General features: G+C 72.9%; 15 protein-coding genes. 5 read left to right on the top strand and 10 right to left on the bottom strand.

All coding sequences use genetic code 11. The features are described from left to right. Positions 1–37: 37 nt before the first annotated feature. The 4 genes from IE248_RS06365 to IE248_RS06350 form a co-directional block, all read right to left on the bottom strand. Entirely contained in the window at positions 38–523 is a 486-nt protein-coding gene (locus IE248_RS06365; protein ID WP_008743090.1) for a DUF6099 family protein, read from the bottom strand. Between the two features lie 124 nt (positions 524–647). Beyond that, positions 648–1,043: a nucleotide pyrophosphohydrolase gene (locus IE248_RS06360; protein WP_047960728.1), complete on the bottom strand. Its 396-nt coding sequence runs from the start codon at positions 1,041–1,043 to the stop codon at positions 648–650. Next, positions 1,040–2,206, bottom strand: a complete 1,167-nt coding sequence (locus IE248_RS06355) for an AAA family ATPase (protein WP_073796573.1) — start codon at positions 2,204–2,206, stop codon at positions 1,040–1,042. Before IE248_RS06355 ends, IE248_RS06360 begins: the two co-directional genes overlap by 4 nt. A 228-nt stretch (positions 2,207–2,434) precedes the next feature. Beyond that, on the bottom strand, positions 2,435–2,830 hold the full coding sequence (locus IE248_RS06350) for a cell division protein SepF (protein WP_073777979.1): 396 nt from the start codon (positions 2,828–2,830) through the stop codon (positions 2,435–2,437). A 162-nt stretch (positions 2,831–2,992) separates the two neighbouring features. Between IE248_RS06350 and IE248_RS06345 the strand changes: the two genes are divergently transcribed. Both IE248_RS06345 and IE248_RS06340 read left to right on the top strand, forming a co-directional pair. Further along, complete coding sequence (locus IE248_RS06345; protein ID WP_100583354.1) at positions 2,993–3,712, top strand: DUF2470 domain-containing protein; 720 nt, start codon at positions 2,993–2,995, stop codon at positions 3,710–3,712. 65 nt (positions 3,713–3,777) lie between these two features. Then, on the top strand, positions 3,778–4,698 hold the full coding sequence (locus IE248_RS06340) for an NADP-dependent oxidoreductase (RefSeq protein ID WP_037794709.1): 921 nt from the start codon (positions 3,778–3,780) through the stop codon (positions 4,696–4,698). Between the two features lie 96 nt (positions 4,699–4,794). Here the strand turns inward: IE248_RS06340 and IE248_RS06335 are convergent, their stop codons facing one another. The 6 genes from IE248_RS06335 to IE248_RS06310 all read right to left on the bottom strand — a co-directional run bounded on the left by IE248_RS06335 (position 4,795) and on the right by IE248_RS06310 (position 10,635). After that, positions 4,795–6,120, bottom strand: coding sequence for an LLM class flavin-dependent oxidoreductase (locus tag IE248_RS06335; RefSeq protein ID WP_073796576.1), 1,326 nt, complete (start codon positions 6,118–6,120; stop codon positions 4,795–4,797). A 193-nt stretch (positions 6,121–6,313) separates the two neighbouring features. Continuing rightward, positions 6,314–7,228, bottom strand: a complete 915-nt coding sequence (locus tag IE248_RS06330) for an ABC transporter permease (protein WP_229895152.1) — start codon at positions 7,226–7,228, stop codon at positions 6,314–6,316. After that, positions 7,225–8,055 carry an ABC transporter ATP-binding protein gene (locus IE248_RS06325; protein ID WP_008743098.1) on the bottom strand — a complete coding sequence of 277 codons (831 nt, stop codon included), beginning with the start codon at positions 8,053–8,055 and terminating at the stop codon, positions 7,225–7,227. The genes IE248_RS06330 and IE248_RS06325 overlap by 4 nt, the downstream gene beginning before the upstream one ends. 9 nt (positions 8,056–8,064) lie before the next feature. Continuing rightward, positions 8,065–9,096, bottom strand: coding sequence for an ABC transporter substrate-binding protein (locus IE248_RS06320; protein ID WP_073796577.1), 1,032 nt, complete (start codon positions 9,094–9,096; stop codon positions 8,065–8,067). Between the two features lie 35 nt (positions 9,097–9,131). Then, positions 9,132–9,689, bottom strand: a complete 558-nt coding sequence (gene ssuE, locus IE248_RS06315; RefSeq protein WP_008743100.1) for an NADPH-dependent FMN reductase — start codon at positions 9,687–9,689, stop codon at positions 9,132–9,134. Positions 9,690–9,711: 22 nt separating this feature from the next. Further along, positions 9,712–10,635 carry a TauD/TfdA dioxygenase family protein gene (locus IE248_RS06310; protein ID WP_190030143.1) on the bottom strand — a complete coding sequence of 308 codons (924 nt, stop codon included), beginning with the start codon at positions 10,633–10,635 and terminating at the stop codon, positions 9,712–9,714. Positions 10,636–11,366: 731 nt separating this feature from the next. Here IE248_RS06310 and IE248_RS06305 point away from each other — a divergent pair. The 3 genes from IE248_RS06305 to scpA all read left to right on the top strand — a co-directional run bounded on the left by IE248_RS06305 (position 11,367) and on the right by scpA (position 16,701). Beyond that, positions 11,367–12,536: an ROK family protein gene (locus IE248_RS06305; RefSeq protein ID WP_190030464.1), complete on the top strand. Its 1,170-nt coding sequence runs from the start codon at positions 11,367–11,369 to the stop codon at positions 12,534–12,536. Between the two features lie 62 nt (positions 12,537–12,598). Beyond that, a complete protein-coding gene (locus IE248_RS06300) occupies positions 12,599–14,509 on the top strand; it encodes a methylmalonyl-CoA mutase family protein (protein WP_190030142.1) in 1,911 nt (636 codons plus the stop codon). After that, on the top strand, positions 14,506–16,701 hold the full coding sequence (scpA, locus tag IE248_RS06295) for a methylmalonyl-CoA mutase (protein WP_190030141.1): 2,196 nt from the start codon (positions 14,506–14,508) through the stop codon (positions 16,699–16,701). Before IE248_RS06300 ends, scpA begins: the two co-directional genes overlap by 4 nt. Positions 16,702–16,711 lie beyond the last annotated feature (10 nt).

Genomic DNA, 16,711 nt, shown 5'->3' with positions numbered 1-16,711 from the left:
CGTCGCGCGCGACGGGACACCACCCCGGACCGAGCCGTCAGACCACTCCGGAAGCGGACCCCCGCTCGCGGACCGTCATCCGGCGCAGGAGCGCCCGCACCCGATCGCTCGACTCGTCAGCCGCGTCGATCGACTCTATGCACTGCCAGTACAAGGTCTCGTCATCCGTCCCGCAGGCCACCCCGACCAGGGCTATGCCCACTTCGCCCAGCAGCGCCTGGAGCCCGAGCAGCGCCTGCCGGACATCCACCACCTCGGCCAGCTGCGCCGCCCGCGGCGGACGGTCGGGCGCGCTGCCCTCTCCGCGCAGGGCCGCTCTGTCGAGCACCCCGCAGCCTCTTCCCCCCGCTTCGCCCAGCCCCCGTGCCTCCGATCTCAGCTCCGGCGGCCCCGTGACCGCCAGCCAGCTCCCGATCCCCTGCGCGAGCGCCTGGGCCTGCCAGGCCTCGCCCACGATGTCCCACGCAGCCCCGCTCTGTGCCAGCGCGTGCCGGCCGGCTGCGATGAGCCGTACCGCATCCATATGCCGTCCCCCGTCCGCACGACATCCTGCCGTTCTCACCACTACCCAGAGTGAAGGCAACGGGCCAGTAAAGCCAGGGGTATTCGGAAATCTCTGGACAGAGACATGGTTGTGGACGACGCCATCACTCCGAAGAGTGACATTTTGCGTCGGGAGCACCCGTCACCGGGAAGCGGAGCTCGTTCCTCTCGATCTTCGCGGCCAGCGCCTCCAGCACGTCCACCCCGAGGACCTCGCAGAACTGCAGGAGGTACGCGAGCACGTCAGCCACCTCGTCGGCCACGCGGTGCGCGGTTTCCGGTTTCTCCATGACCCTCGCCGACTGCTCCGGCGTCAGCCACTGGAAGATCTCGACCAGCTCCGAGGCCTCGACGCTCAGCGCGACCGCCAGGTTCTTCGGCGTGTGGTACTGACCCCAGTCCCGCGCCCGCGCGAACTCGACCAGCCGCCGCTGCAGTTGCCGCAGCCGCTCCTCTCCGGCCGCACCCGTCGCTCCACTCGTGTCACCTACGTCGCTCATGGCGTCAGGTCTACCACCGAGACCCCGGGGATCCGGCGGGCGGCCCCCGCGCACTCCTCCCCCACCGCGGCCACCAGCCGGACGTGACCGCGCCCGCAGGCCATGAGGGCCAGCCGCAGCAGTTCCTCGCCCTGGCGCCGGTCCAGATCGCGGTCGAGGCCGTCGGCGAGCACGGTCAGCGCCTGCCGGGCGGACGGCAGTTCGGTGGCGGGCTCCACCGCCAGCACCCCCGGCCCGGTCAGCAGGACGAGCGCCAGCGCGAGGAAGCGCAGCTCGCCCGCGCCGAGCCGGCCGAGTTCGGTGGCGGGCAGGCCGGGACCGCGGTCGAGCAGCGCGGTGACGGGGCCGTCGGCGGGCGCCCGTACGTCCAGCCCGGCGACCTCGCCCGCACAGCCGGTACGGGCCGCCCGCGCGAGCAGCGCGTGCCGGGTGCCGCACTCGTGGCGGGTCCGGCGCAGTACGTCGGCCAGGTTGGCGCAGTCGCCCAGCAGCCGCCCCTCCCCCGGCGGGACCGGGGCGCGCATCCGGTCCGGGCGGGGATCGCAGGCGAACACCGAGCGCAGGGCGACCACCGCCTGCTCGGCGGCGGCCAGCACCCGGCGCTGCCCGGCGGTGGCCCCCGCCACGCGCAGCGGGAGCAGGGCGGTGCCGAGCCGGTCGTCGGGCAGCGGGGCCCGGGTGACGCCGACGGCCCCGCCGGTCAGCCAGGCGGCCTGGACGGAGCGCCTGCCGGGGTCGCGGAGCGCGGTGCTGAGCAGGACCTCGCCGCCCACGGAGAGGCGTTCGCCGACGACGCGGAGCTCGGGCTCGGCCTGTACCGCCAGGTCGAGCCGGACCGGGCCGACGGGCCCGTCGACCGTGCAGCCGATACGGAATCCGCGGCGCCGGTCGGCGTCAGGGACGGCCCGCTCGGGAACCAGCGCCGACGGATCCGGGAACACCTCCTCCAGGGTGGCCCCGGAACCCAGTGCGGCCAGCGCCTCGTAGGCGCCCAGGACCTGGGACTTGCCGCTGCCGCTGGCCCCGGCGAGCAGGGTGACGGGCCCGAACGAGAAGGCGGCGCGCCGGTGCGAGGCGAAGGCGGAGAGCCGCAGCTCGGTGAGCACGGGCCGCAGAAGGGCCGGACCGGCCGTGGCCGTTGAAGCGTCGGGTTCGTCGTTCAAGACGACGGAGGCATCGAGGGCGTCGGCTAACGCACCGGAGGCGTCGAAGGCGTCGGCTAACGCACCGGAGGCATCGAGGCCGTCGGCTAACGCGCCAGAGGCGTCGAGGGCGTCGGCCAAGCCGGCGGAGGCAGTGGGGGCGGGGGCGGCGAGGGCGTCCATGGGGCGGACGCTACGGGTTCGCCGGGACCGCGTGGACCCGGCGAACCGTTCCCTCGTGCGACCTTCCTACGATCGGGGGACGGCCGCGGCCGCGATCCCCTCGACCTCGGTCCCGACGGGCGCCAGCAGGAAGACGTTCCGGTCCACCCGGTGCATTCCGCTGCCCAGCCCGAAGACCACGCCGCTGCTGAAGTCCAGGATGCGCTTGGCCACTTCACTGTCCGCGCCGGTGAGGTCGAGCAGCACCGGGATCTGCGCGATCAGGTACTCGGCCACCTCCCGCGCGTCCGCGAAGATCTGGACCCGGATCACCACGAAGCGCCGCTGCTCCGCCGCGGACGCCCCCGGCGACGCGGGGATCGTGCGGTGGTCCACCCGGGAGGGCCACTCGTTGCGACTGCGCAGCGGCACCACCTGCGCGAGCCCCTCCCACTGTTCGTCGGTGACGTCGTACCTGCTCACCGGGCCGCCTCGGCCGCGCGCTTCATGTGCATCCCCCCATCCTCTCGTGTTTCACCCGTTCAGCCCAACAACGACACGAGCGGGACGGGGTACACCCCACGGAGGGAATAGGTTAGGTTAGGCATACCTAAGTCACTCGCCCAGGACGATGGAGAGATCCGCATGCGCATGTCCGGCGCCCCTGCCACCCCGGCCGCCGCCGACCGGCCCACCGACGCCGAGCGGGTCCGGTCGATCCTGGCCGCCGCCCACTCCATGACGGTGATCACCGGCGGCTTGCACGCCGAGGTGCGCCACCTCGACGGCACCGACCCGATGGGCCGCGTGCACCTGCACCCCGCCGAGCCCGGCGGGGAGCGCGAGGACCGGCCCGTGATCCGGATGGAGTTCACCGACATCGCGCCGACCCCGGTGCGCGACCGGGTGCGCGCCCGGGTCACCGTGCTGGGCCGGCTGCTCACCCCGTACACCGACGAAGGCTCCGACTCCACCTGCGTGGAGTTCGTCGAGGCCGTCCTGGAGACCGGGGAGGGCCGCTCGTACGTCGGCCTCGAAGAGCTGGACGCGGCCTGCGCCGACCCGCTCGCCCCGTACGAGGCCGGGATGCTCACGCACCTCCTCGACGACCACACCGAACTGGTCACCCTGCTGCTGCGACTGGTCCGGCCGGCGGCCCCCGCGAGCGCCGCCGTCGTCCGCGCGCTGCCGCTGGCCATGGACCGGTACGGGATCACCCTGCGCCTGGAGGAGGCCCGCGGCCACCGTGACGTACGGCTGCCGTTCCCGTCCCCGCTGGACAGCGTGGAGCAGTCGGGGGCCCAGATCCAGGCCCTGTTCAGCGCGGCCCGGCGCCGCTCGCACCACAACACCCTTCCGGCGTAGGCCCTTGCGGAGGCGCGCGCCGGGGCCCCGGAATAGCCCCGGACCGGGCCCGGTTGGAAACGACCATGAAGGCCATCACGTACAGCGCATATGGAACGTCCGACTCCCTCCAGCTCGTTGACGTCGCTCCGCCCAAGGTGGGACCGGGCGAGGTGCTCGTCCGCGTCAAGGCCGCCGGCGTCAACCCGGTGGACTGGAAGATCGCCGCCGGGTACATCGACCCGATCATGGAGGTCCGCTTCCCCGTCATACCCGGCTGGGACGTGTCCGGCGTCGTCGAGGCCATCGGCCCCGACACCTTCGACTACGCCGTCGGCGACGAGGTCTTCGGATACCTCCGCAAGGACTGGGTGCAGTCCGGCACGTACGCCGAGCTGGTGTCGGCCCCCGTCCGGACGCTGGCCCGCAAGCCCCGCGAGCTGACCTTCGAGCAGGCCGCGGGCATCCCGCTGGCCGGGCTGACCGCCTACCAGTCGCTCACCCGCGTGGGCCTCAAGGCCGGCGAGAGCGTCCTCATCCACTCGGCGGCCGGCGGCACCGGCTCCCTCGGCGTGCAGATCGCGGTCGCCCTCGGCCTGCGCGTCATCGGCACGGCCGGGGCCCACAACCACGACTACCTGCGCTCGCTCGGCGCCGAACCGGTGCTGTACGGCGAGGGGTTCGCGGACCGGGTGCGCGCCCTCGCGCCCGAAGGGGTGGACGCCGCCCTCGACTTCTACGGGGACGACGTCATCGCGACGCTCCAGTCGCTGGTCAAGGAGCGCCACCGGGTGGCGTCCATCGCCGACTACAACGCCGCGGCCCAGGGCGCCCACCAGCTGTGGGTCCGCCCGGACACCGCCGACCTGACCTTCCTGGGGGAACTGGCCGACGCCGGCAAGCTCACGGTCAACGTGGAGCACGCGCTGCCGCTCGCCGAGGCCGCGAAGGCCTGGGAGCTGAGCGCGTCGGGCCGGACCCGGGGCAAGATCGTCCTCACGGTCTGACCCGCGCGGCCCCGGCCCCGTACCCCGGCCCCGCACCCCGGCCCCGCACCCCGGGCCGGGGTACGGGGCCCGCTCAAGCGACGGCTGCCGCTACCGCTACCGCTGGGCGTAGCGGTTGGCCGGGCGCGCCAGACCGTAGTTCTCGCGCAGGGTCGCGCCCGTGTACTCGCTGCGGAAGAGGCCGCGCCGCTGGAGGATCGGCACGACGTGGTCGACGAAGGCGGTCAGCCCGGTCGGCAGGACGGGCGCCATGATGTTGAAGCCGTCGGCGGCGCCCTGGGTGAACCACTCCTCCAGCTGGTCGGCGATCTGCTCGGGCGTGCCCGCGAACACCCGGTGGCCCCGCCCGGCGCCGAGGCGGGCGATCAGCTCGCGCAGGGTGAGGCCGTCACGGCGGGCGAGTTCGGCGACGAGGGTGAAGCGGCTCTTGTTGCCGTTGATGTCCCGCTCCTCGGGCAGGTCGGGCAGCGGCCCGTCGAGCGGGAGGCCGGTGAGGTCGGTGCCGAGCATTCCGGAGAGCTGGGCGAGCCCGTACTCGGGCACCTGGAGGTCGGTGAGCTGCTGCTCCAGTGCCTTGGCCTCGGCCTCGGTGGACCCGATGACGGGGGCGATGCCGGGCAGGACGAGCAGGTCGGACTCGGCGCGGCCGTACTTGGCGAGGCGGGACTTGAGGTCCTTGTAGAAGGTCTGCCCGTCGGCGAGGGTCTGCTGGGCGGTGAAGACGGCCTCGGCGTACTGGGCCGCGAACTCCTTCCCGTCCTCGGAGGAGCCGGCCTGTACGAGCAGCGGGTGCCCCTGCGGGGAGCGGGGGACGTTGAGCGGCCCGGCGACGCCGAAGTACTCGCCGCGGTGGGCGGCGGGGTGGAGCTTGTCGGTGTCGGCGTAGATGCCGCGCTCCTTGTCGAGGACGATCGCGTCGTCCTCCCAGCTGTCCCAGAGCTTGGTGGCGACGTCGAGGAACTCGCGGGCGCGGTCGTAGCGGAGGCCGTGCTCCAGGTGTTCCTCCTGGTTGAAGTTGCGGGCCTCGTCGACGGTGCCGGAGGTGACGATGTTCCAGCCGGCGCGGCCGTTGCTGATGTGGTCGAGGGAGGCGAACTTCCGGGCGGTGTGGAAGGGCTCGTTGAAGGTGGTCGAGACGGTGGCGATCAGCCCGATGTGCTCGGTGACGGCGGCGATGGCGGAGAGCAGCGTCAGCGGCTCGAACCCGCCGAGCGCGTTGTAGCGGGCCTTGCCCCACAGGGCGAGGCCGTCGGCGAAGAAGATGGAGTCGAGGCGGCCGCGCTCGGCGGTCCGGGCGAGCTCCTGGAAGTAGCGCAGGTCGGTGACCCGCTCGGGGCTGCTGTCGGGGTGCCGCCAGGCGGCGTCGTGGTGACCGGCGTTCATCAGGAACGCGTTGAGGTGCAGCGTACGGGGTGCGGACATGTCGGTTCCTCGGTCTCGGTGGGGAGCGCGGGACGCTTCGCGTGAGCGGGCGGTCGGGGCGCGCGGGCACTGCCGGGGCAGGGCGCGCGCCGTCACCAGGGGCGCGGAAACGGGCAGGGGTGCGGCAGACGGCAGGGTTTGCGGAGACGGGCAGGGGCGAGGCGGGCGGGCAGGGTGCGCGTCGGGCGACCCCTCAGGCCGGAACGCGCCAGAGGCTCAGACGGCGCTCGATCGTGACGAGCAGCTGGTTGAAGGCCACGCCGATCGCCGAGATCGTGACGATGCCCGCGTACATCTGCGGGATCGCGAAGTTGTACTGCGACGCGTTGATCAGGTATCCGAGCCCGGCCTTGGCGCCGATCATCTCGGCCGCCACCAGCACCAGGATCGACACCGCCCCGGCCAGCCGGATGCCCGTGAAGATGGCCGGCACCGAAGCCGGGAGGATCACCTTCTGGAACAGCCTCGGCGTGGACAGGTCCATCGAGCGGGCCAGTTTCACCAGCGTCGGGTCCGCGTTCCCCACGGCGCTGATGGTGTTCAGCAGGATCGGCCACACGCAGGCGTAGACCACGATCGACACCTTCGAGGTCTCCCCGATGCCGAGCAGCAGGACGAACACCGGCAGCAGCGCGAGCGCCGCCGTGTTGCGGAACACCTCCAGCAGCGGCCCGAGCAGCGCCGCGACCGGGCGGTACCAGCCGATCAGCAGGCCGAGCGGGACGGCGACCACGACCGCGATCCCGAAGCCCCCGAAGGAGCGGATCAGGCTGGCCCCGGTGTGTTCCCCGAGCTGGCCGTCGGCGAGGAGCTCCCACCAGGCCTCGGCGACCTCGCTGACCGGCGGCAGGAAGGTGGCGTCCACCAGCCCCAGCCGGGGAGCGGTCTCCCACAGGGCGAGCAGCGCCAGGATCGCCGCCGAGCGGAGCCCCGCCGCGCGCAGCAGACGGCCCAGCCGGCCGACGGACACGGCCCGCGGGGCCGCAGGCACAGGCGTCGGCTTCGCGGGCGCGGGCGCCGGCGCGGTTTTCCGTACGGCGGGTGCCTCGTCCACGGGCGGGGCCAGGCCCGCCAGGGCGGCGACGGTGGTGTCGGTTCCGGTACTCATACGGAGGCCTCCTCCTTCTCCAGTTGCTGGGCGCGGGCCACCTCGTCGTGGAGCAGGGTCCAGATCTCGTGGCGGTAGCGGGCGAACTCCGGGCTGGAGCGCAGGTCCTCGCCCGTGGCCCCGGCACCGCGCGTGCCGAGGGACACCGGGACGACCTCCTTCACCCGGCCGGGCCGCGAGGTCATGACGGCCACCCGCTGCCCGAGGTACACCGCTTCCTCGATGCCGTGCGTGATGAAGACGACGGTCTTGCCGGTGCGCTGCCAGATCCGCCGCAGCTCGTCCTGCAGGGATTCGCGGGTCTGCGCGTCGAGCGCCGCGAACGGCTCGTCCATCAGCAGGACGTCCGGGTCGTACGCCAGCGACCGGGCGATCGCGACCCGCTGGCGCATTCCGCCGGACAGCTCGTGCGGATGCCGGTCCCCGAATCCGGTCAGGCCGACCAGGTCCAGGAACTCACGGGCCCTGTCCGTCCGTTCACGGCGCGGTACCCCGGTCGCCTCCAGGCCGAATTCGATGTTGCCGAGCGCGGTGCGCCACGGCAGCAGCGCGTACTGCTGGAAGACGATGCCCCGGTCCAGCCCCGGCCCGGTGACGGGCCGGCCGTCGAGCAGGATCCGGCCGGAGGTGGGGCGCGTCAGGCCGCCGAGCAGGTCCAGGAGGGTGGATTTGCCGCAGCCGCTGGGCCCGACGACGACCACGAACTCGCCCGCCTCGATCTCCAGGTCGATCCCGTCGAGCGCGGTGAACTCTTCCCTCCCCCTCCTGTTCTTCCTGTCCTTGGTCGGAAAGGACTTGGTCACGGAGTCGAACACGATCTTCGCCATGGCGGCCGCTCAGCCCTTTCCCTGCGCGTTGAACTCGTTGGTGTACAGATCGCCGGCCTTGAGGCCGCCCTTCTTGATCTCGCCGCGCTCGCCGAGCCAGTCGATCCAGAGCTGGAACTCCTTGTCGGCGATCCGGCCGCCGGTCTCGGCGACCCCGTACGAGTGCCAGTACTGGAGCGTCGAGGTGTCCTCGTTGCGGCCGCGCTTCTTGACGATCTCCGTCATCCGGGCGATGACCTCCTCGCGCGGGGTGGTGCGCGACCACTCGATGGCCTTGGCCACGCCGGTGGTGAAGGTCCGCGCGGTGTCGGGGTTCTCCTTGATGAAGCGCCGCGTCATCACGTACGTGCCCGCACTGAACGCGCCGAGCAGTTCGTGGTCCTTGAACAGCGGGCGTATCCCGCCGGCCGCCAGGGCCTTGTCGCGCAGTACGCCGCTGAGCACGCCGACCTGGATCTGCTTCTGCCGCAAGGCCTGTTCGGTGTTGACGGGCGGGACCACGAGGGGCTCGACCTTGCCCGCGTCGGCCTTGGAGACGCCGTTGCGCTCCAGGTAGATGTCGAGCAGGGCCTGGGCGTGGGCGCCCAGGGTGTTCATGCCGACCTTCTTGCCGATGAGGTCGCGGGCGGAGCGGATCGGGCTGTCCTCCAGGACGTAGTAGCCGAGGTAGGTGTCCTGGTCGGAGCCGTAGTAGGAGACGACGGCCTGGATCTGGGCCTTGCTCGCGGCCAGCTTGACGACGGCGCCGTTGAAGGCCCCGCCGAAGTGGGTCTGGCCGGTGGCCGCGGACTGGATGTCCTGGGGGCCGCTGATGGTGTTGCCGACCCAGTCGAGGGTGAGGTCCTCCAGGTAGCCGAGGTCCGCGGCCAGTTCGGGCAGGGTGACCGAGCCGACCGCGCCCTGGTACTTGAGGGTCTTGAGCTGCTTGCCGGAACCGCCGCCGGCGGTGGCCGTGCCGCAGCTCACCGCGGCCGCCGAGATGCCGAGCAGGGCGAGGAACTGGCGTCGGGAGGTGGGGGTCGAGGTGAACGCTGCGGGCATGACGGTTCCTTGTCAGTACGTACGGGGGTACGGGGTCAGAGCGCGGTGGCGGTCAGGGGGGCGGCCCCGGCGCGCAGGGCTTCGGCGAACTCGTCGACGGCCTGGAACAGGTCCAGCTCGGCCTCGGGCCGCAGCCGGTCGGGGCCGTCCCCGCGCTCGACGGCGGAGTCGAGGATGAACCGGCCGGCGGTGACGTGCCGGGCGCCGAGCGCGGCGAGGACCGGGCGCAGGGCGTAGTCGATGGTCAGGACATGGGCGAGGCTGCCGCCGGTGGCGATCGGCAGAACCGTTTTCCCGGCCAGCCCGTCCTGCGGGAGCAGGTCGAGGAAGGCCTTGAGCAGGCCGGTGTACGAGGCCTTGTAGATCGGGGTCGCGATGACCACCCCGTCGGCCGCGGCGACGGCTTCGACGGCCCGGCGGATCTCCGGTTCGCCGCGGCGGGCGGAGAGCAGGTCGGCGGCGGGGAGGTCCCGTACGGCGAGGTGGGCGGTTTCGAACCCGGCGTGGGAGAGACGACGCAGCACGTGGTCGGCCACGACGGTGGTGCGGGAGTGGACGGAGGGGCTGCCGGTGAGGGCGAGCAGTCGGGGCACGGGACTCTCCTTGGGGAGCGGTTCAGACGGAGACGGTGGAGGCGCCGGAGGGGATCCCGAACGCGGGCTCGGGGACGGCCTCGGGGCTGATCAGCCGGGACGGAACGCCGTCGGGACCGACCGGGACGTCGCCGTCGACGGTCACGCGGCGCAGGGTGCGCTCGTGGTCGTCGGAGTCGTCGACGCCGTAGTGCTGGGTGGCGCGGTTGTCCCAGATCGCGACGTCCCCGGCCCGCCACTGCCAGCGGACGGTGTTCTCGGGGCGCTCCACGTGCGACTGGAAGAGGTCGATGAGCGCGCGGGAGTCCTGCCCGGTGAGGCCCTTGATCCGCTGGACGAAGTTGCCGAGCAGCAGGGTGCGTTCGCCGGTCTCGGGGTGGACGCGGACGACGGGGTGTTCGGTCAGGAACTTCGTGGACGTGAACACCTCGCGGTACTGGGCGAGGGCCTCGGGGAGCGCGTCCGGCTTGAGGGCGGCGTAGTCGTACTCGTTGGTGTGTACGGCGCGCAGGCTGTCGGCGAGGACGCGGAGCGGCTCGGGGAGGTGGGCGTACGCGGTGGCGGTGTTGGCCCAGAGGGTGTTCCCGCCGTACGGGGGGATGGTGACGGCGCGCAGGACCGAGAAGGCGGGGTACGCGGGGACGAAGGTGACGTCGGTGTGCCACTGGTTGGCGCGGGCGCCGTGGTGGGAGTCGATGCCGAGGGCGTATCGGCCGTCGGCGGAGGGGACGGTGGGGTGCGCGACCGGCGCGCCGAGCAGCCGGGCGAAGGCCTCGTGGCCGGCCTCGTCGAGGTGGTCCTGCCCCCGGAAGAAGACGACCTTGTGGGCGAGGAGGGCGCCCCGGATCTCGGCGACGGTGCCGGCGGGCAGGTCACCGGCGAGCCGGATCCCGCCGAGCTCGGCACCGATGCGGCCGCCGAGACGGGTGATGGAGGTGGTGGACACAGAAGCTCCCTGAGGGTTTATTTCCGCAGCGGAAGAAAAAGGCGTAACGAGCACGGCGAAGACCGCGAAAGGAAGACGGGGTGCGCTCAGGCGCAACGAAGGGCCGGACAGCGGCCCTGACACTCGCCCGGGAAGCCGGGGGTGTGGAGCCGCGAGGCGAGGAATGCAATCGCGGACATGCCCCGGAGCCTGGCAGCGGCCCCGCAAGGGGTCAACCCCCACCGAGCCCGGCCGAAGCCGGCCCGGAGGAACCAGCCGAACCCCCCGCCACCTGCGGTTTCGGGCGTTCCCGGCCGACATCCCCCATCTCCACCAGCGGCCGAAAACCGTGGCTGGATTTCACACCCCCGCAACGCCCCCGCCACGCCCCTTCCCGGCCGGGGGCAGGGGTGGGGTGGGGTGTCGTCCGGGACGTAAAACGTGATTTGTGGCGCGCAGGGAGCCGCAAGGCGACAGCGCCCGCCCAGCCGCCATAAATCATGCAGTCCCGGACGACACCCCACCCCACCCCCGCCCCAACGGAACGCCCCACCGAAGGCGCCCCGGCAGAGCACCTGACAGCGCAACCCAACGGACGCCCGCCGAAGGCGCCCCGGCAGACCCAACGAAGCACCCCACCAAGGCAACCCAGCGGAGCGACCCGGCAGAGCCAACGGAACACCCCACCAAAACAACCCAGCGGAGCGAACCGGCATCATCACAACGTGCCCCCCACCACCCCCCACCCCCGCATGGCCGGCGACAGCCGGGCCTCCGCCAACGCCGCCGCCGTACTGCGCGCCGTCCTGGAGCACGGCCCCGTCGCCCGGAGCGGGATCCCCCCGGTGTGCGGGCTCAGCCCCGCCGCCGTGTCGCGCCAGACCACCGGCCTGCTCCGCTCCGGGCTGCTGCGCGAGCTGCCCGGCCCCGCCGGCGGCCTCGGCCGCCCCCTGGTCCCGCTCGACCTCAACACCGGCGCCGTCTCCGGCCCCGTCACCGCCGCCCTGCACATCGGCGTGCCCGCCTCCACCTTCGGCCTCGTCGACCTCCGCGGCCAGGTCCTCGCCCGCCGCGCCCTGCCGCACCACGGCCTGGACCCCGCCACGCTGCCGCAGGCGATCGCGCGCCAACTCCGCGCGTTCCTCGACGAGTACGACACCGGCCGCCCCCTCCTCGGCCTCGGCGCCGCCCTCGGCGGCTGGGTCCGGCCCGACGAGGGGACCGTCGTCCGGCACGAGGCCCTCGGCTGGCGGGACCGCCCCCTGGCCGCCGAGCTGTCCGACGCCCTCGGGCTCCCCGTCCGCCTCGACAACCACGCCCGCGCCGTCGCCGCCGCCGAAATCCTGTTCGGGCACCCCGACGCCCGCCGCAGCCTCGTCCACCTCTTCGTCGGCAACGTCGTCGACGCCGCCTTCGGCATCGAGGGCACCGTCCACCAGGGCCCCGGCGCCGCCGCCGGAGACGTCGCGCACCTGCCCGTCCCCGGCTCCCGCACGCCCTGCCCGTGCGGCCGCACCGGCTGCCTGCAGGCCACCGCCTCCGACACCGCGCTCGGCGCGGAGGCCGTCCACCTCGGCATCGTCCCCGAGCCCTCCGTCAGCCTGCTCGTCGACGCGGCCGCGACCGGCGACCCCCGCGCGGACCGGCTGCTGCGCGAGCGCGCCCGCAACGTCGGCCGGGCCGCCGCCCTCCTGCTGGACGTCTTCAACCCCGCCGTCCTGGTGATCGCGGAACTCTCCAGCCTGCTCCACGAGGGCTACCTGGAGGAGATCCGCGAAGCGGCGGCCGCGACGAAGAACGCCGCGCCCGCGCCACCGGCCCCCCGCATCGTCACCCCGCACGCCGGACCCGCCGTACTCCCCTGCGCCGCGGCGACCGTCCTGCTCGATCCGCTCTTTCGTGACCCCGCCCGTCTCACTTGAGAGGGGGAGATCACATCCGGTGGTTCTGGTCCATCCCAGAGCACCCCCCTAGCATTCGAGCCATGACGGTCCTGCCTGATGACGGGCTTTCCCTGGCCGCCGAGTTCCCTGACGCGACGCATGAGCAGTGGCAGCGCCTGGTTGAAGGCGTACTGCGCAAGTCGGGCAAGGAAGCATCCGGCGAGGCAGCTGAAGACGCGTTGTCCACCCAGCTAGAGGACGGGCTCACCACCCGCCCGCTCTACACCGCGCGCGAAACCGGCGCGAACGCGAACGGCGACACCGGCGCGAACGCCGCGAACACCGCCACCGCCGACGCCGCCGGTTTCCCGGGCTTCGCCCCCTTCACCAGGGGCGGCCGGCCCGAGGGCACCTCCGTCTCCGGCTGGGACGTGCGCCAGCGCCTCGCGGGCACCGACCCCGTACGGGTCAACGAGGCGGCCCTCGCCGACCTGGAGAACGGCACCACCTCGCTGTGGCTCACCGTCGGCCGGACCGGCATCCCCGCCGACGGCCTCGCCCGCGCCCTCGACGGCGTCTACCTCGACCTCGCGCCCGTCACCCTCGACGCCGGCGCCGACTACGCCGAGGCGGCCCGCGCGCTGCTGGCCCTGTACGCCGAGCGGGAGGTGGCCCCCGAGGCCGCCCGCGCCTCGCTCGGCGCGGACCCGCTCGGCCACGAGGCCCGAACGGGTGAAGTCCTGGACCTCGCCGAGGCCGCCGCCCTGGCCCGCGAGACCGCCGCCGCCTGGCCCCACGTACGCGCCCTGACGGTGGACGCCCTGCCGTACCACGAGGCCGGCGGCAGCGCCGCCGAGGAGCTCGGCCTCTCCCTGGCCACGGGCGTCGCCTACCTCCGCGCCCTGGAAGGCGGCGGCCTCGGTGTCGAAGCCGCCCTGGGCCAGCTGGAGTTCCGCTACGCCGCGACGGCGGACCAGTTCCTCACCATCGCCAAGCTCCGCGCCGCCCGCCGCCTGTGGGCCCGCGTCGCCGAGGCCTGCGGGGCCCCCGAGGCTGGCGCCCAGCGCCAGCACGCCGTCACCTCGCCGGTGATGATGACCCGGCGCGACCCGTGGGTGAACATGCTCCGCACCACCGTCGCCTGCATGGCGGCGGGCGTGGGCGGCGCGGACTCCGTCACCGTGCTCCCCTTCGACAACGAGCTCGGCCTGCCGGACGCCTTCGCGCGCCGCATCGCCCGCAACACCTCCACCATCCTGCTGGAGGAATCGCACCTCGCCCGGGTGATCGACCCGGCGGGCGGCTCCTACTACGTGGAGCAGCTCACCACGGAACTGGCCGGGGCCGCCTGGGAGTTCTTCCAGACGGTGGAGAAGGCGGGCGGACTGCCCGGCGCCCTGCGCTCCGGCCTGGTCGCGGAGCGCCTCGCCACCACCTGGGCCGCGCGCTCGAAGAAGCTGGCCAAGCGCCGCGAACCGATCACCGGCGTCAGCGAGTTCCCGCTGCTGTCGGAGAAGCCGGTCGTCCGCGAGCCCGGTCCCGCCGGCCCCACCGGCGGACTGCCGCGCGTCCGGCGCGACGAGGCGTACGAGGCGCTGCGCGCCCGCAGCGACGCCCATCTGACGGCGACCGGGCACCGCCCGCGGGTCTTCCTCGCCGCGCTGGGTCCGGCGGCCGCGCACACGGCGCGGGCCACCTTCGCCTCGAACCTGTTCCAGGCGGGCGGCATCGAGCCCGTCCACGACCCGGTGTCCGTGGACCCGGCGAGCGCCGCCGAGGCGTACGCCGCGAGCGGCGCGGACGGCATGGCCGTGCTGTGCTCCAGCGACGCGCTGTACGAGGAGCAGGCCGGGGCCGTGGCCGCGGCGCTGCGCTCGGCGGGCGCCACGACCCTGTTCCTCGCCGGCAAGCCCGGCACCGCCGAGGGCTCCGTGGACGAGTACGTCTTCGCGGGCTGCGACGCGGTCGCCGTGCTGTCCTCCGTACTCGACCGGATGGGAGTCGCGTCATGAGCGGCACCGCGATCCCCGATTTCTCCGCACTCGCACTGAACGGCTCCGGCGCCCCGGCCGCGTCCGAGGACCAGTGGCGCACGGCGGTGAAGGAGTCCACCGGCTCCGCGGGCGGCGACCTGTCCTGGGAGACCCCGGAGGGCATCGGCGTCAAGCCGCTGTACACCGGGCGGGACCTGGAGGGCCTGGACTTCCTGCGGACGTACCCGGGCGTGGCCCCGTACCTGCGCGGCCCGTATCCGACGATGTACGTCAACCAGCCCTGGACGATCCGGCAGTACGCCGGTTTCTCCACGGCCGAGGAGTCGAACGCCTTCTACCGGCGCAATCTGGCGTCCGGTCAGAAGGGCCTGTCGATCGCCTTCGACCTCCCGACGCACCGCGGCTACGACAGCGACCACCCGCGCGTCACCGGTGACGTCGGCATGGCGGGCGTGGCGATCGACTCGATCTACGACATGCGCCAGCTGTTCGACGGGATCCCGCTGGACAAGATGACGGTGTCGATGACGATGAACGGCGCGGTGCTGCCGGTCCTCGCGCTGTACATCGTGGCGGCGGAGGAGCAGGGCGTCTCCCCCGAGAAGCTCGCCGGGACCATCCAGAACGACATCCTCAAAGAGTTCATGGTCCGCAACACCTACATCTACCCGCCCAAGCCGTCGATGCGGATCATCTCCGACATCTTCGCGTTCACCTCGCAGAAGATGCCCCGGTACAACTCGATCTCCATCTCGGGTTACCACATCCAGGAGGCCGGGGCCACGGCCGACCTGGAGCTGGCCTACACCCTCGCCGACGGCGTGGAGTACCTGCGGGCCGGCCAGGCCGTCGGGCTGGACGTGGACGCCTTCGCGCCGCGCCTGTCGTTCTTCTGGGCGATCGGCATGAACTTCTTCATGGAGGTCGCGAAGCTGCGCGCGGCCCGGCTGCTGTGGGCGCGCCTGGTCAAGCAGTTCGATCCGAAGAACGCCAAGTCCCTTTCCCTGCGCACCCATTCGCAGACCTCGGGCTGGTCCCTGACCGCGCAGGACGTCTTCAACAACGTCACCCGCACCTGTATCGAGGCGATGGCGGCCACCCAGGGCCACACCCAGTCGCTGCACACCAACGCCCTCGACGAGGCGCTCGCGCTGCCGACGGACTTCTCGGCGCGCATCGCCCGCAACACCCAGCTGCTGCTCCAGCAGGAGTCGGGGACCTGCCGTTCGATCGACCCGTGGGGCGGCAGCGCGTACGTGGAGAAGCTGACGTACGACCTGGCGCGGCGGGCCTGGCAGCACATCGAGGAGGTCGAGGCGGCCGGCGGCATGGCGCAGGCCATCGACGCGGGCATCCCGAAGCTGCGCGTGGAGGAGGCCGCGGCTCGTACGCAGGCGCGGATCGACTCGGGCCGCCAGCCGGTGATCGGGGTCAACAAGTACCGCGTGGAGAGCGACGAGCAGATCGACGTCCTCAAGGTCGACAACTCCTCGGTGCGCACGCAGCAGATCGAGAAGCTGCGGCGGCTGCGCGAGGAGCGGGACGAGGCGGTCACCCAGGACACCCTGCGGGCGCTGACGAACGCGGCCGGGCGGGGCGACGGCAACCTGCTGGCCCTGGCCGTGGACGCGGCGCGCGCCAAGGCCACCGTCGGTGAGATCTCCGACGCCCTGGAGAAGGTGTACGGGCGGCACGCGAGCCAGATCCGTACGATCTCGGGTGTGTACCGCACCGAGGCAGGCGAGTCCCCGTCCGTGGAGCGCACCCGTGCGCTCGTCGACCGGTTCGAGGAGGCGGAGGGACGGCGTCCGCGCATCCTGGTCGCCAAGATGGGCCAGGACGGGCACGACCGCGGCCAGAAGGTGATCGCGACGGCCTTCGCCGACCTGGGCTTCGACGTGGACGTCGGCCCGCTGTTCCAGACCCCGGTGGAGGTGGCCCGTCAGGCCGTCGAGGCGGACGTCCACGTGGTGGGCGTGTCCTCGCTGGCGGCCGGTCACCTGACCCTCGTACCGGCGCTGCGGGAGCAGCTGGCGGAGGAGGGCCGCGAGGACATCATGATCGTCGTGGGCGGGGTGATCCCGCCGGCCGATGTCCCGACGCTGCTGGAGATGGGCGCGACGGCGGTGTTCCCGCCGGGCACGGTGATCCCGGACGCGGCCCACGACCTGGTGACGCGGCTGGCCGCGGATCTGGGCCACGAGCTGTAGGCGGCCCCGG

Origin of the sequence: Streptomyces goshikiensis, from assembly GCF_014650555.1 — a bacterium.
GTDB lineage: Bacteria > Actinomycetota > Actinomycetes > Streptomycetales > Streptomycetaceae > Streptomyces > Streptomyces goshikiensis.
The sequence above is the reverse complement of the archived record's forward strand: the minus strand, read 5'-3'. Positions and strand labels throughout refer to the sequence as shown.

Coding starts and splice junctions, on each gene's coding strand:
- IE248_RS06365 (WP_008743090.1), bottom strand. CDS start 523: ATGGATGCGGTACGGCTCATCGCAGCCGGCCGGCACGCGCTGGCACAG.
- IE248_RS06360 (WP_047960728.1), bottom strand. CDS start 1,043: ATGAGCGACGTAGGTGACACGAGTGGAGCGACGGGTGCGGCCGGAGAG.
- scpA (WP_190030141.1), top strand. CDS start 14,506: ATGAGCGGCACCGCGATCCCCGATTTCTCCGCACTCGCACTGAACGGC.
- IE248_RS06325 (WP_008743098.1), bottom strand. CDS start 8,055: ATGGCGAAGATCGTGTTCGACTCCGTGACCAAGTCCTTTCCGACCAAG.
- IE248_RS06345 (WP_100583354.1), top strand. CDS start 2,993: ATGCGCATGTCCGGCGCCCCTGCCACCCCGGCCGCCGCCGACCGGCCC.
- IE248_RS06320 (WP_073796577.1), bottom strand. CDS start 9,096: ATGCCCGCAGCGTTCACCTCGACCCCCACCTCCCGACGCCAGTTCCTC.
- IE248_RS06300 (WP_190030142.1), top strand. CDS start 12,599: ATGACGGTCCTGCCTGATGACGGGCTTTCCCTGGCCGCCGAGTTCCCT.
- IE248_RS06335 (WP_073796576.1), bottom strand. CDS start 6,120: ATGTCCGCACCCCGTACGCTGCACCTCAACGCGTTCCTGATGAACGCC.
- IE248_RS06330 (WP_229895152.1), bottom strand. CDS start 7,228: ATGAGTACCGGAACCGACACCACCGTCGCCGCCCTGGCGGGCCTGGCC.
- IE248_RS06340 (WP_037794709.1), top strand. CDS start 3,778: ATGAAGGCCATCACGTACAGCGCATATGGAACGTCCGACTCCCTCCAG.
- IE248_RS06305 (WP_190030464.1), top strand. CDS start 11,367: ATGGCCGGCGACAGCCGGGCCTCCGCCAACGCCGCCGCCGTACTGCGC.